The sequence below is a fragment of the Rahnella rivi genome, from assembly GCF_019049655.1.
GTDB lineage: Bacteria > Pseudomonadota > Gammaproteobacteria > Enterobacterales > Enterobacteriaceae > Rahnella > Rahnella rivi.
The window spans coordinates 174,776-187,945 of the sequence record NZ_JAFMOX010000059.1 but is presented as its reverse complement, the minus strand read 5'-3'; the positions used below and the strand labels follow the sequence as shown (position 1 = coordinate 187,945).

The following is a 13,170-nucleotide window of genomic DNA, read 5'->3' as shown; positions in this document are numbered from 1 at the left end:
ATCCTTACAACGTTCTATTTAGAATAAGTATTCAATGTCTGATTAGAAATTCAGATACGGCACAGCACACAACGCCGTATCTGTTTCTATTTGCCTGGTGTGGCGCTGGAGATAAATATGTCTCCGGTAAATTAAAGAATTAAAAAGCTACATCAGAAGCCGAGTGATTTTGCATTCTCTGGCGTGACTTCCAGAATTTTATTAAAGCGGATCACGTGTTTATCCATATCCACATCCGCTTTGCCCAACCCTTCGATGCTCAGGTCTTTGGTGACTTCTTTACCCTGTAACAACTGGTCGGCGACGGTCACTAAGGCGTAACCGGCATCTTTCGGATCCCACAACAGGACTTTCTTGATATCACCGCGCATCAGGTATGGCGCAGCCTGAGCGGGCATGGCGATACCCACTACCGCGAGTTTGTTTTTCGCACGTTTCTGCTGAACGGCCTGACCGGCACCGATCGGGCCGAGCGAACCGAAACCGATAATCCCTTTCAGATCAGGATAGGTTTTCATGAGATCCAGCGTGGTGGAGTAAGACTTATCAATGTTTTCGGCCACCGGCAGGCGTGAGGTGACTTCATGCATATCGGGGTATTTTTCTTTCTGATATTTAATGGCGGCGTCAGCCCAGGCGTTATGCAATGGCACGGTCAGGGAACCGACATAAATGGCGTATCCGCCTTTGCCGCCCATGTCTTTCGCCAGCTCATCCATATTGGCTTCGGCATATTTCTGGCTGTCGATGGTTTCGATATCCCACTGACCAATTTGCTGATCCGGCGATTCATGGGTTAACACCACGATGCCCTGATCGCGGGCTTTTTTCAGCACCGGCTCCAGCACTTTGGCGTCGTTAGGCACCACGATAATGGCGTCCACTTTTTTGGCGATCAGATCTTCAATCACTTTAACCTGCTGTGCCGGATCAGGCGTTGAACCGCCGACCTGATAGGCATTCACATTCAGTTTTTGCGCGGCTTCTTTTACGCCGACTTCCATGCGGGTGAACCAGGGAATGCCGGTGACTTTAGCGACCACGGCGATGTCGTAAGGCTTGGCGGCGAATGTCGGTGTCGTGAATAACATGCATGCTGAAACCACACATGCATTGACTAATGCGAGGTTAAATTTCATGTCTGTACCTTTCTTATGATGTTCTGTTCTGGTGTAGGGAACGGGCGGTGGTTATTTATTCCACACTCAGAGATTAACTTAACGGGAAAGCCGTTTTCTCTCGCTCGTAAACAGAATGTGATCAAAGCCCTTAATTGTTAAATCCAATAACTTTATATGTAAAATATTGGTTAATTAAATCTATCACCAGGTTCATGCGGGCGCGCTATGGCAGGTGTTACCGATAACAATGAAACAAAAAGCAATCAATTAATTAACAAATTAAATACATATGAAGCGCCTCACGGGGGCTTTTCAGAAAGGATGCGCCTGTGGTTTTTTTTATTTGCGCAGAGTGTGAACAGGGTCACGGCAGCGGATGCGCCAAAACCGTGCGCGCCTGCCCCATTTTCTGGCATTGCACTGCGCGACAGCACAGGTGATACGCGCCGGATCACAATCCTGACTAAAACATTGCGCCAAACATCAAAATATTTCCCTGCATACTCATTCTTTGCCCCTCGTTGCTGCGAAAGGGGATTTTTTTGTTTATTCATTTTTTATGCATTTAAAGTGAATAACGGTCGCGTTTAAGTGATTGTTTTTTCTGGTGCTGATTCTTTTTATTCACTTTTATCCTTTGCTGGCACGAAGCCTGCACTCTATGATGTGACTGAGTGAGATTATTTATTAACTTTTAAATAACAAACCAATAACCAGAAATCCTGCCGGTATGGGGGGCGGGCTCCTGCACCCTGAATTCAGCCAGTCACTGGCCTTACATTAAGAGGTTTATATGGAACACCAACAGCAGCCACAAAACGTCAGCCGCCAGAACTTTGATGACTGGATGGTGCCGGTGTATGCCCCTGCCGCGTTTATTCCGGTGCGCGGCGAAGGATCCTGGCTGTGGGATCAGGCGGGCAAAGATTATGTCGATTTTGCGGGCGGCATTGCCGTGAATGCACTGGGCCATGCCCATCCGGAAATTCGTAAAACGCTGCTTGAGCAGGCGGATAAAGTCTGGCATCTGGGCAATGGCTATACCAACGAACCGGTATTGCGTCTGGCGAAACAGCTGATCGACGCCACCTTTGCCGACAAGGTGTTTTTCTGTAACTCGGGGGCGGAAGCCAACGAAGCGGCACTCAAACTGGCGCGCCTTTACGGCAACAAAGCCGGCGGCGAAAAGAATGAAATCATCGCCTTCAAAAACGCGTTTCACGGGCGCACGTTGTTTACCGTCACCACCGGCGGTCAGCCGAAATACTCGGAAGATTTTGCGCCGTTACCGCAGGCGATTACCCATCTGCCGTTCAACGACCTGGCCGCGGTCGCCAGCCAGATTTCCTCCCGTACCTGCGCGGTGATTGTCGAGCCGATCCAGGGCGAGGGCGGCGTGGTGCCTGCGCAGGCGGAATTCCTGCAAGGCCTGCGCGAGTTGTGTGACAAGCATCAGGCCGTGCTGATTTTTGATGAAGTGCAGACCGGCGTCGGGCGCACCGGCGAGCTATATGCGTATCAGCATTACGGCGTGGTGCCGGACATTCTGACCAGCGCCAAAGCGCTGGGCGGCGGTTTCCCTATTGGCGCAATGCTGACCACCGACCGCTACGCTGTGCTGTTCCAGCCGGGCACGCACGGCACCACTTACGGCGGTAACCCGCTGGCAACGGCGGTGGCTGGCAAAGTGTTTGAGATGATCAATACGCCGGACGTGCTGGCAGGCGTGCACAAGCGCCATCAGTGGTTTGCCGATGGCCTGAAACGTATCAATGAGCAATATCAGGTATTCAGCGAAGTGCGCGGGCAGGGCCTGCTGATCGGCGCCGTGATGAGCGAGCGTTATCAGGATCAGGCCAAACAGCTGAACACGCTGGCCGCAGAAGAGGGGCTGATTGCGCTGATTGCCGGGCCGAATGTACTGCGTTTCGCGCCGTCCCTGATCATACCGGGGGCTGATATTGAAGAAGGGCTGAACCGCCTTGAGCGTGCCGTCGCGCGCCTGTGCGCGTGATTCTTTGGGATAAATGAGGTAGAGCATCATGATGTTGATTCGACCTGTGCGGCCCGGCGATCTCGCCGATATTCTGCAGTTGTCAGGCAAAACCGGCATCGGTTTAACGTCTTTGCCCAAGGATGAGGCGCAGTTGCGCGCGCGCATTGAGCGTTCAGTGGCGACCTGGGAAGGCCGTCTGGATAAACCCGATCAGGGCTATCTGTTTGTGCTCGAAGACACAGAACAGCCGAAAGTGGTGGGGGTGAGCGCCATCGAAGTGGCGGTGGGCCTGAGCGAGCCGTGGTACAACTTCCGCCTCGGCACGCTGGTGCACGCCTCCAAAAGTCTGAATATTTATAAACCGGTGCCGACGCTGTTTCTCAGCAACGATCACACCGGGTATACCGAGCTTTGCACGCTGTTTCTCGATCCCGATTACCGCAATGGCAAAAACGGTCAGCTGTTGGCGAAAGTCCGTTTTCTGTTTCTGGCCGCGTTTCGAGACTATTTCTCCCGCAAGGTGATCGCCGAAATGCGCGGTGTTTCAGACGACAGCGGCCATTCGCCGTTCTGGGACAGCGTCGGGCGGCACTTCTTCGGGATGGAATTCGCCGAAGCCGACCGCCTGACCGGCATGGGGCAGAAATCCTTTATCGCCGAGCTGATGCCCAAACATCCTTTATATACCGACCTGCTCAGCCACGAAGCCCGCGAAGTGATCGGCGAAGTGCATCCGCATACCGCCCCGGCGCGTGCGGTGCTGGAAGGCGAAGGGCTGAGTTATCAGGGCTATGTGGATATTTTCGATGCCGGCCCGACGCTGGAAGGTGAAATTGACCAGCTGCGCGCGGTGAAAGAGAGTCGTCTGTGGCCGGTTCGCCTGGCAGACCACCGGGACGGCGATGATGAGCCGCTGTATCTGGTGGCCAATGAGCAGTATCAGAACTTCCGGGCGCTGCTGATTGCGGGCGAAGAATCGCCGCAGTCCCTGACGCTCAGTTCAGCCGAAGCTGACATTCTCGGGCTGCGTGAGGGCGACATGATGCGCGCCGTGGCGCTGTTTCCCGGCAGCAACCTGAACGCTCCCACGCAACCTCTCAAAAAGGAAACTCTCGCATGATGCAACCCGCACTCTTTATTCAGGGCCAGTGGCGCAGCGGACAGGGCGCGCAGCTGAACAAAATCAATCCGGCGGACAATACCCTGCTGTGGTCGGCGCTGAGCGCTGACGCGGAAGATGTTGATATGGCCTGCCGGGCTGCCCGCACGGCATTTCCCGCCTGGGCGCGCAAAACCGTGGCAGAACGCGCGGAGGTTATTCAGCGTTTTGCCGGTTTACTGACGGAGCATAAAACCCGGCTGGCGGAAATCATCAGCCAGGAAACCAGCAAACCGCGCTGGGAAACGCTGACCGAAATTCAGGCCATGATCGGCAAAGTGGCGATTTCGCTGGAAGCCAACCAGCAGCGTACCGGCGAAAAACATACCGCGATGCCGGACGGCGAAGCGGTGCTGCGCCACCGTCCGCACGGCGTGCTGGCGGTGTTCGGCCCGTATAATTTCCCCGGTCATTTGCCGAACGGCCATATCGTTCCGGCATTGCTGGCGGGCAATACCGTGATTTTCAAACCGAGTGAACTGACGCCTAAAACGGCGGAAGAAACCGTGAAGTTATGGCAACAGGCCGGTTTGCCCGACGGCGTGTTGAATCTGGTGCAGGGCGGGCGCAGCACCGGTGAAGCGCTGGCGGCCTGCGCAGATATCGACGGGTTGCTGTTTACCGGCAGCGCGGGAACCGGTTATCAGTTGCACCGCCAGCTGGCCGGTCAGCCTGAAAAGATTCTCGCGCTGGAAATGGGCGGTAATAACGCGCTGATTGTTGAGCCGGTGGAAGACATTGATGCGGCGGTTAACCTGACCATTCAGTCGGCGTTTATTTCTGCCGGGCAGCGCTGCACGTGTGCGCGTCGTCTGCTGGTGAAAGAGGGCGCGGCGGGCGATGCGTTTATCGCGCGCCTGCTGGAGGTGACCCTGCAGCTGCGCATTGGCGGCTGGAATGATGAGCCCCAGCCGTTTATGGGCGGGGTGATTTCTGACGCAGCCGCACGCAATATGCTGAAAGCGCAGGACGAATTACTGGCGCTGGGCGGCAAACCGCTGCTGCTGCTGACCCGCCCTGATCCTCTTAATACCGTGCTGACGCCAGGGATTATCGATCTGACCGGCGTGGCGGGCGTGCCTGATGAAGAATACTTCGGGCCGTTGCTGGGTATTTACCGCTACAGCGATTTTGACAGCGCCATTGCCCTGGCGAATCAGACCCGCTTCGGGCTGGCGACCGGATTAATCTCCGCCGGGCGCGATCGCTTTGAGCAGCTATTATTGGAAGCACGGGCGGGGATTGTGAACTGGAACAAACCGCTCACCGGCGCGTCGAGTAATGCGCCATTTGGCGGGATCGGCGCATCGGGGAATCATCGTCCGAGCGCGTATTACGCAGCCGATTATTGCGCGTGGCCAATGGCCTCGCTGGAAACAGACAGGCTGGAACTCCCCGCGACGCTGTCGCCGGGTATTGATTTCCGCACAACCTGAGGAGACAGGCATGTCTGGATGTGAAGCAAATTTCGACGGTTTAGTCGGGCCGACGCACCATTATGCGGGGCTGTCGTTTGGCAACGAAGCCTCAACCAAAAATCAGAACGCGGTGGCGAACCCGCGTCTGGCGGCCAAACAGGGTCTGCTGAAAATGAAAGCGCTGGCCGATCTGGGCTTTGCGCAGGGCATTTTGCCGCCTCATGAACGCCCGCATCTGAGCACCTTACGGCAGATGGGGTTTGGCGGCAGCGACCGTGAAGTGCTGACCAAAGCGCAGACGTACTCGCCGCGTCTGCTGTCGTCACTGAGCTCGGCATCGGCTATGTGGGTGGCGAACGCCGCCACGGTGTCGCCCTCAGCCGACAGTGCAGATGGCCGTGTGCATTTCACGGTGGCGAATCTGAACAATAAATTTCATCGCGCGATCGAAGCCGACACCACATCGGCCATTTTGCGTGCGACCTTTCATGCTGACCGCTACTTTGCCCATCACGGGGCGCTGCCGCAGGTGGGCGCGCTGGGTGATGAAGGGGCGGCCAACCATAACCGGTTGTGCGGCGAATATGACAAGCCCGGCGTGCAGGTGTTTGTGTACGGGCGCGACGGGCTGGTCACCGGCGAAAACGAACCGGTGCGCTATCCTGCGCGTCAGACCCGCTTAGCCAGTGACGCGGTGGCACGTCTGCATCAGCTGAATGAGCAACGCACGGTGTTTGTTCAGCAAAACCCGCAGGCCATCGACAGCGGTGTGTTTCATAACGACGTCATTTCAGTCAGCAACGGCAACGTGCTTTTCCATCACGAACAGGCGTTTGTGAATTCTGCCGTCGCACTGGAGGAAATTCGTCGCAAAATGGCCGCGCTGGATCTGGATTTCCAGCCCATTGAAGTGCCGCAGTCAAAAGTGTCTCTTGACGATGCGGTCGCGACTTACCTGTTTAACAGCCAGTTACTGACCAAATCCGACGGCAAAATGCTGCTGGTGGTGCCGGAAGAGTCCCGTCAGCATGTGGGGGTCTGGTCTTATTTATCGGCGCTGATCGAAAGCGGCGGGCCGGTGAATCAGATTGAAGTGTTTGATCTGCGCGAAAGTATGCGTAACGGCGGCGGACCTGCGTGTTTGCGTCTGCGCGTGGCACTTAATCGCAATGAACTGAACGCGGTCAATGTGGGCTCCCTGATGAGCGACACGCAGTTTATCAGCCTGAATACCTGGGTCGATAAACATTACCGTGACCGGATGCAGGCCAAAGATCTGGCCGATCCGCAACTGCTTACCGAAGTGCGCACCGCGCTTGATGAACTGACCAATATTCTCGGTCTGGGGCCGATTTATCCGTTCCAGCGCTGAGCCATCACAGGAGTGAACAGATGTTTGATTTTCTGGCGGTGACGCTTTCCGGCGAGCCGGTGTCTGAGCCTTCGGGACAAACGGAAACGCTGGACTGGCAGTGGCGCGGCGAGGGGATCCTCGAGCTTTCACCGCGCCAGCCTTGTGAGACGGCGGCGGTGATTTCTGCGGGCGTTCACGGTAACGAAACCGCGCCCATCGAGCTGCTCAGCCAGCTGGTCAGCGAGCTGTTGTCGGGCGAAAGGCTGCTGCGAACCCGGCTGCTGGTGTTGCTGGGTAATCCGCCGTCAATGCGCATCAACAAACGCTATGTGGATACCGACATGAACCGCATGTTTGGTGGCCGCCACGCCCGTTATAAACCTAACGATGAAACCCGCCGCGCGCAGGAGCTGGAGCAGGTGATGGCGCTGTTCTACCGCAGCGCCTCCGCCGCCGGAGCCACGCAGCGGTTGCATTATGACTTGCACACGGCGATCCGCGGATCCCGGCATGTGCGTTTCGGCCTGCTGCCTTTTCAGGCGCGGCCACCCGCGGAGTCTATGCTCGAATGGCTCGACGCTGCCGGGCTGGACGCCCTGGTGCATCATCGCTCACCGGGCGGCACCTTTACCCATTTCAGCAGCGACGTTTTTCAGGCAGACAGCTGCACGCTGGAGCTGGGTAAGGCGTTGCCGTTTGGCAGTAACGATCATGCGCAGTTCACCGGCATCCGCCGTGCGCTGGAAACGCTGGTCAGCGGCGAACCCTTACCCGCACGTGAAGCCACCGCGCCGCTGGTGCATTACCGCGTGGTGCAGGACGTGATCCGCTCAAAGGAAGACTTCCAGCTGTTTGTCCCGGCTGATGCTGTGAATTTCACCGTGTTCAGCCAGGGTTTTGTCATCGCACAGGAAAACGGCAGGATCTATAAAGTGGAAGCAGACGAAGAAGCGGTGCTGTTCCCGAACCCGAATGTCGCACTGGGATTAAGGGCAGGGCTGATGCTGGTGAAGATGTGATTTTTGCGAGACGTCTTCCTGATTTGTTCATACAGTATTGCAAGATAGTTCTCTTGTGAGTGATTTGTGTTCATCGGATTATGCATGGCGTTGAATTCATTGCATGTTCTTGTTACGCGAAGATGTAATTAAACGGTTCAGGGAGGATCATATGAACATGATTTATGACGAATACGATGGGTTCTGAAGAAACTGATCTCAATAAGGCGGGGGACACCCGCCTTTTTCATGGATGAAAATCATGAAATTTGACGCGTTAGAATTGCAACCAAAAGAAAAGGGTCCTGATTTTCATCAGGACCCTTTTCTTTAATTTGGCGGTGAGAGAGGGGTTCGAACCCTCGATACGATTTCTCGTATACACACTTTCCAGGCGTGCTCCTTCAGCCACTCAGACACCTCACCGTGTTCGTTACAGCGCGAGCGTTGCAACGGGGCGCTACTATAGGGAGACAGCCGCGAGGGGTCAAGAAAATTTTCGGCGTTTTGTGTCAGGCGCTCAGAGTCTGTTCAGCGGGAATATTTCACGGGCAGCCGGATTTTTAGAGCGCCCAAAACAAAAAAGGTCCTGATTTTCATCAGAACCTTTTCCGTTTAATGTGGTGGAGAGAGAGGGGTTCGAACCCTCGATACGATTGCTCATATACACACTTTCCAGGCGTGCTCCTTCAGCCACTCAGACACCTCTCCAGCTGTCAGTTGCACCGCAGTGCTGCTGACCGGCGCTAATGTAGGGAAAAGTCGCTTCATCGTCAACATTCTTTTGCAGGTTCCGTGCCGATTAGCCAAACTTAGAGCAATTTGATGATTTACAGAGCAAATAACGCGTTAAGCCTGAACAACCGTGAGGGCGCTGCGCAGGAGATTAATTTTTCTAATCTCGCAGAGTCAATAATGAGTAAACCGCATAAGTGTGTGATTAACCCGCAAACACGTTTTGTTACGCTCAAATAGCAACATATGTTGTGAAAAGCGCCAGTCGTGGCGGTATAACATTGCCCTTCGAAAAATTGCTTCCTATAAGAACTGTACAAGTCGTCAGACGAAGCAGCGTTATTTCATAAACCGGGACAGGGGTTATTCTTGAGTCAGCCAAACAACGCGACCACGTCGCAACACCGGCCCGCGATACCCGCGGGTGCAGGCACTTTATTCTTCGTTCAGACCTTTGCGACGCTCGGCTTCGCCGTGTTGTATTCCACGCTGGTGCTGTATGCCACGAAAAAACTCGGCTTTAGTGAAGATAATGCTAACGCCATTATGGGCGTGTTTGGCGCGTTCAACTACGGTCTGCATATGTTCGGCGGCTATCTTGGCGGGCGCTATCTCAGCAACCGTAACCTGTTTGTGCTGGGCATGGTGTTGCAGGTGTTTGGCTGTGCGCTGATTGCACTTGAAGGCGTGACCGGCCTTTACTGGGGGCTGGCGATGTTCCTCACCGGCAGCGGACTGAACGTCACCTGCCTGAACATGATGCTGACGCAGCGGTTTGCGCCGGACGACGATCGCCGCGAGTCGGCTTTCCTGTGGAACTACGCCGGGATGAACCTCGGTTTCTTCATCGGCTTTGCCGTGGCCGGGTATTTCCAGCTGAGCGAAAACTACCGTGCGCTGTTCCTGTTCGCCACGCTGGGAAATGTTGCGGCGATCGTCGTGACGCTGTCCCGCTGGTCGATTCTGGCTGATATCAGCACACCGCTGAAAGAGGCCAGCCGCAGCCAGATGTTACGCCGGATGGCGGTCGGTATCGCCATTCTGATCGTGCTGGTGCCGGTTATCCGTATGCTGCTGACCCACGCCGAGTTCAGCAGTTATTTCGTGGTGGTGCTGGGCGTGATTATTTTTGCACTGATGGCGCTGGTAACGTTCCGTCATCGTGATACTGACGAACGCCGCCGGATGAAAGCTTATCTGCTGCTGGCGCTAGGTTCGCTGGTGTTCTGGACGCTCTATCAGCTGGCGCCGATGGGCCTGATGCTGTTCTCTGAGCACAATATTGATCTGAACGTGTACGGCATTCGTGTGGCACCGCAATGGATCCAGAACATCAATACGCTGGTGATTGTGATTGGCGGGCCGCTGATGGCGCTGTGGTTTAAAAACCTGCGTCAGCGCGGCTGGAACATTGATATCCCGACGCAGTTCTCCGCCTCCCTGTTCTGCATGGGGCTGGGTATGCTGGTGCTGCCGTTTGGTATTCATCTGGCAGGCGGCGACGGGCTGGTGGCGTTCAAATGGATTGCCATCAGCTACCTGCTGCAAAGTATCGGTGAGCTGCTGATTTCGCCGATAGGTTACGCCATGATCGGTAAACTGGCTCCGGCGCGCTATCAGGGTGTGATGATGGGCTGCTGGATGATGGTCACCGGCGTGGCTTCGGTACTGGCGAGTTATATCTCCGGGCTGATGCCGCAAAATGCGGGCAGCACGCCGTTAGTCACCAATCCGGGTTACAGCCAGGTGTTCAACGCGCTGGGCTGGGGATCTGTTGCGACCGGTGTGGTACTGCTGGTGTTGATCCCGCTGCTGCGCCGGTTGATCAGCCGTGAGCCTGCTGCTGCCTGAGTTTTTTATCTCATCAATCATTTATTTCACAGGCTCCGATTTTCGGGGCCTGTTCTTTTTTCGGCCTCAGGGTTGCATCCCGATGATATTCAGGGAAATCTATCAGCACACCGGAGGTCACAAAGATGAACATAATTTTTTACCACCCTACATTTGATGCCAAACCCTGGATTGACGGAATAACCAAAAGATTACCGCAGGCCAACGTCCGCGTATGGAATGCGGCTGATGAAGAACCGGCAGATTACGCGCTGGTGTGGCGTCCGCCTCATGCCATGCTGGCGCCGCGAACGCAGCTTAAAGGCATTTTCGCGCTGGGCGCGGGGGTCGATGCCATTCTCACTCAGGAAGCGCGTCAGCCCGGCACTCTGCCCGCCGGTGTGCCGCTGATCCGCCTTGAAGACACCGGCATGGCGTTGCAGATGCAGGAGTATGCGCTGGCGAGTGTGCTGCGCTATTTCCGCCGGATGGATGAATATCAGCTTTTCCAGCAACAAAAACAGTGGCGACCTCTTGCGCCGCATTCACGCAGTGACTTTACCGTCGGTATTCTCGGCGCCGGCGTGCTCGGCAGCAGCGTGGCGAAAACGCTGGCCGGGATGAAATTTACCGTGCGCAGCTGGAGCCGCAGTGCCAAGTCGCAGGAAGGCGTGCAGAGTTTCTTCGGCGACGACCAGCTGGAGGCATTTGCCACCGGTTGCAAAGTGCTGATCAATCTGTTGCCCAATACGCCGCACACCGCCGGTATTCTCGATCATCAACTGTTCACATATTTACATCATAATGCTTACCTGATTAACCTCGGCCGTGGCGGACATCTGGTGGAAGGCGATTTACTGCGCGCGCTCGACAGCGGGCAGATTGCCGCCGCCACGCTTGACGTCTTTGTCGAAGAACCGTTACCGGCTATGCATCCGTTCTGGACGCATCCGCGCGTGAGCATTACGCCGCACGTGGCGGCGGACACGCTGCCGGAAGAGGCGATGGACAGCATTGTGAATAATATTCTGGCGATAGAGGCGGGGCGTGAACCGGCAGGACGTGTCGATCTTGCGCGAGGTTACTGACGAGTCTGTTAACATGATTAAAGCTGTGGTCATTTAGCCACAGCGGAACATTCTCAAGGAGAGTACATGCCGTACCCGGTCGATTTACATATGCATACTGTGGCCAGCACGCATGCTTACAGCACGCTGCATGATTACATTGATGAAGCAGCGGAAAAGGGCATTAAGCTGTTTGCCATTACCGATCATGGTCCTGATATGGCCGATGCGCCGCACTACTGGCACTTTATGAATATGCGGGTCTGGCCGCGTCTGGTGAACGGCGTTGGCATCCTGCGCGGTATCGAATCAAATATTAAAAATATTCATGGCGATATCGACTGTACCGGCCCGATGCTCACCGAGATCGACGTGATCATTGCCGGTTTCCACGAGCCGGTGATGCAACCTGTCGATAAAGAAACTCACACCGCGGCCATTATTGCCGCGATGGCGGGCGGAGACGTGCATATTATTTCGCATCCCGGTAACCCGAAATACCCGATAGACATTCCGGCCGTCGCCGCGGCTGCCGCGAAATATGACGTAGCGCTGGAGCTGAATAATTCGTCGTTTATTCACTCCCGCGTGGGCAGCGAGCCTAATTGCCGCGCCATTGCGCTGGCGGTGAAAGAAGCCGGTGGCTGGCTGGCGCTGGGGTCGGATTCGCATATCGCGTATTCACTCGGCGGATTTGAACATTGCGAGCGAATTCTGCGTGAAGTGGATTTCCCTGAAGACCGTATTCTGAACGTCAGCCCGCGCCGTTTCCTGGATTTTCTGGAGAAGCGTGGCCGTGCGCCAATTGCAGAACTCAGCGAACTGTGACATTGTCGCCGCCAAATCGCAGGGGTTTAGCCCTTTTCATTGTCTGATCAGGTTACTGTTATGAATGAGTTTTCTATTGTTTGCCGCGTACTCGGTACGCTGTTTTACCGCCAGCCGCAGGATCCGTTACTGGTTCCACTTTTTGGCCTGATTCAGGACGGAAAACTGCGTGAGCACTGGCCACTGGAGCAAAATGCGCTGCTGATACGTTTACAGGAAAGCGCCAACCCTGAAACGCTGGCGGCTGAATTTAATCATCTGTTTGTCGGTTCAGAATGCGCCGTTTCGCCTTTCCGCAGTGATTATGTGGAAGGCGCGAATGAAATGGATGTGCGCACTTTCCTGCAACAGCGCGGAATGCCGCTGGGCGAGGGGCCTGCCGACCATTTCGGCGCAATGCTGCTGGCGGCGTCATGGCTGGAAGATCAGTCGAAGGAAGATGAAGTCAGCGCGCAAATCACGCTGTTTGATGAATTCCTGTTCCCGTGGTGTGGCAAGTTCCTCGGTAAAGTGGAAGCGCATGCCACCAGCGGTTTCTACCGCACATTATCTGAAATCAGCCGTGAAGCCTTGCAGGCGATGCGCGACGAACTGGAAGAACAGCTGCCAGACGATCTGGAAGATGACGAGGAAGACGATCAGTAAATCGTCCCCTGAAATGACA

At 55.3% G+C, this 13,170-nt stretch carries 12 protein-coding genes and 2 tRNA genes; 10 read left to right on the top strand and 4 right to left on the bottom strand.

Annotation, left to right across the window (positions count from 1 at the left end; all coding sequences use genetic code 11):
* Positions 1-152: 152 nt before the first annotated feature.
* On the bottom strand, positions 153-1,139 hold the full coding sequence (locus J1779_RS13040) for an autoinducer 2 ABC transporter substrate-binding protein (protein WP_056769447.1): 987 nt from the start codon (positions 1,137-1,139) through the stop codon (positions 153-155).
* Positions 1,140-1,346: 207 nt separating this feature from the next.
* Here J1779_RS13040 and J1779_RS13035 point away from each other — a divergent pair, with 207 nt between their 5' ends.
* From J1779_RS13035 to astE, 6 genes are all read left to right on the top strand, one after another.
* On the top strand, positions 1,347-1,712 hold the full coding sequence (locus J1779_RS13035) for a hypothetical protein (protein ID WP_217203955.1): 366 nt from the start codon (positions 1,347-1,349) through the stop codon (positions 1,710-1,712).
* A gap of 202 nt (positions 1,713-1,914) precedes the next feature.
* Complete coding sequence (locus J1779_RS13030) at positions 1,915-3,135, top strand: aspartate aminotransferase family protein (protein WP_217203954.1); 1,221 nt, start codon at positions 1,915-1,917, stop codon at positions 3,133-3,135.
* Positions 3,136-3,163: 28 nt separating this feature from the next.
* Positions 3,164-4,237: an arginine N-succinyltransferase gene (astA, locus tag J1779_RS13025; RefSeq protein ID WP_217203953.1), complete on the top strand. Its 1,074-nt coding sequence runs from the start codon at positions 3,164-3,166 to the stop codon at positions 4,235-4,237.
* Positions 4,234-5,712, top strand: coding sequence for a succinylglutamate-semialdehyde dehydrogenase (astD, locus tag J1779_RS13020; RefSeq protein WP_217203952.1), 1,479 nt, complete (start codon positions 4,234-4,236; stop codon positions 5,710-5,712). Before astA ends, astD begins: the two co-directional genes overlap by 4 nt.
* Before the next feature lie 10 nt (positions 5,713-5,722).
* A complete protein-coding gene (gene astB / locus J1779_RS13015) occupies positions 5,723-7,066 on the top strand; it encodes an N-succinylarginine dihydrolase (protein ID WP_217203951.1) in 1,344 nt (447 codons plus the stop codon).
* Between the two features lie 20 nt (positions 7,067-7,086).
* A complete protein-coding gene (gene astE, locus J1779_RS13010) occupies positions 7,087-8,067 on the top strand; it encodes a succinylglutamate desuccinylase (protein ID WP_217203950.1) in 981 nt (326 codons plus the stop codon).
* Positions 8,068-8,382: 315 nt separating this feature from the next.
* Here the strand turns inward: astE and J1779_RS13005 are convergent.
* The 3 genes from J1779_RS13005 to J1779_RS12995 all read right to left on the bottom strand — a co-directional run bounded on the left by J1779_RS13005 (position 8,383) and on the right by J1779_RS12995 (position 8,757).
* Positions 8,383-8,472: transfer RNA gene (locus tag J1779_RS13005), tRNA-Ser, on the bottom strand.
* 94 nt (positions 8,473-8,566) lie between these two features.
* Entirely contained in the window at positions 8,567-8,710 is a 144-nt protein-coding gene (locus J1779_RS13000) for a hypothetical protein (RefSeq protein ID WP_217203949.1), read from the bottom strand.
* A tRNA-Ser gene (locus J1779_RS12995) sits at positions 8,668-8,757 on the bottom strand. The genes J1779_RS13000 and J1779_RS12995 overlap by 43 nt, the downstream gene beginning before the upstream one ends.
* A 393-nt stretch (positions 8,758-9,150) precedes the next feature.
* Between J1779_RS12995 and J1779_RS12990 the strand changes: the two genes are divergently transcribed.
* The 4 genes from J1779_RS12990 (at position 9,151) to J1779_RS12975 (ending at position 13,151) form a co-directional block, all read left to right on the top strand.
* On the top strand, positions 9,151-10,632 hold the full coding sequence (locus tag J1779_RS12990; RefSeq protein WP_056769461.1) for a peptide MFS transporter: 1,482 nt from the start codon (positions 9,151-9,153) through the stop codon (positions 10,630-10,632).
* 125 nt (positions 10,633-10,757) lie between these two features.
* Positions 10,758-11,699 (top strand): glyoxylate/hydroxypyruvate reductase GhrA, encoded by a 942-nt coding sequence (ghrA, locus tag J1779_RS12985; protein ID WP_122094878.1) that lies wholly within the window; start codon positions 10,758-10,760, stop codon positions 11,697-11,699.
* Positions 11,700-11,765: 66 nt separating this feature from the next.
* The gene (locus J1779_RS12980) at positions 11,766-12,506 is read left to right on the top strand and encodes a phosphatase (protein WP_217203948.1); all 741 of its coding nucleotides are present in this window, start codon (positions 11,766-11,768) and stop codon (positions 12,504-12,506) included.
* A gap of 60 nt (positions 12,507-12,566) precedes the next feature.
* The gene (locus J1779_RS12975; RefSeq protein WP_122094880.1) at positions 12,567-13,151 is read left to right on the top strand and encodes a TorD/DmsD family molecular chaperone; all 585 of its coding nucleotides are present in this window, start codon (positions 12,567-12,569) and stop codon (positions 13,149-13,151) included.
* Positions 13,152-13,170: the final 19 nt, after the last annotated feature.

Bases quoted from the DNA above. Each gene is read 5' to 3' on its own strand.
- J1779_RS13040 (WP_056769447.1), bottom strand. From the start codon at position 1,139: ATGAAATTTAACCTCGCATTAGTCAATGCATGTGTGGTTTCAGCATGC.
- J1779_RS13035 (WP_217203955.1), top strand. From the start codon at position 1,347: ATGGCAGGTGTTACCGATAACAATGAAACAAAAAGCAATCAATTAATT.
- J1779_RS13030 (WP_217203954.1), top strand. From the start codon at position 1,915: ATGGAACACCAACAGCAGCCACAAAACGTCAGCCGCCAGAACTTTGAT.
- astA (WP_217203953.1), top strand. From the start codon at position 3,164: ATGATGTTGATTCGACCTGTGCGGCCCGGCGATCTCGCCGATATTCTG.
- astD (WP_217203952.1), top strand. From the start codon at position 4,234: ATGATGCAACCCGCACTCTTTATTCAGGGCCAGTGGCGCAGCGGACAG.
- astB (WP_217203951.1), top strand. From the start codon at position 5,723: ATGTCTGGATGTGAAGCAAATTTCGACGGTTTAGTCGGGCCGACGCAC.
- astE (WP_217203950.1), top strand. From the start codon at position 7,087: ATGTTTGATTTTCTGGCGGTGACGCTTTCCGGCGAGCCGGTGTCTGAG.
- J1779_RS13000 (WP_217203949.1), bottom strand. From the start codon at position 8,710: ATGAGCAATCGTATCGAGGGTTCGAACCCCTCTCTCTCCACCACATTA.
- ghrA (WP_122094878.1), top strand. From the start codon at position 10,758: ATGAACATAATTTTTTACCACCCTACATTTGATGCCAAACCCTGGATT.
- J1779_RS12980 (WP_217203948.1), top strand. From the start codon at position 11,766: ATGCCGTACCCGGTCGATTTACATATGCATACTGTGGCCAGCACGCAT.
- J1779_RS12975 (WP_122094880.1), top strand. From the start codon at position 12,567: ATGAATGAGTTTTCTATTGTTTGCCGCGTACTCGGTACGCTGTTTTAC.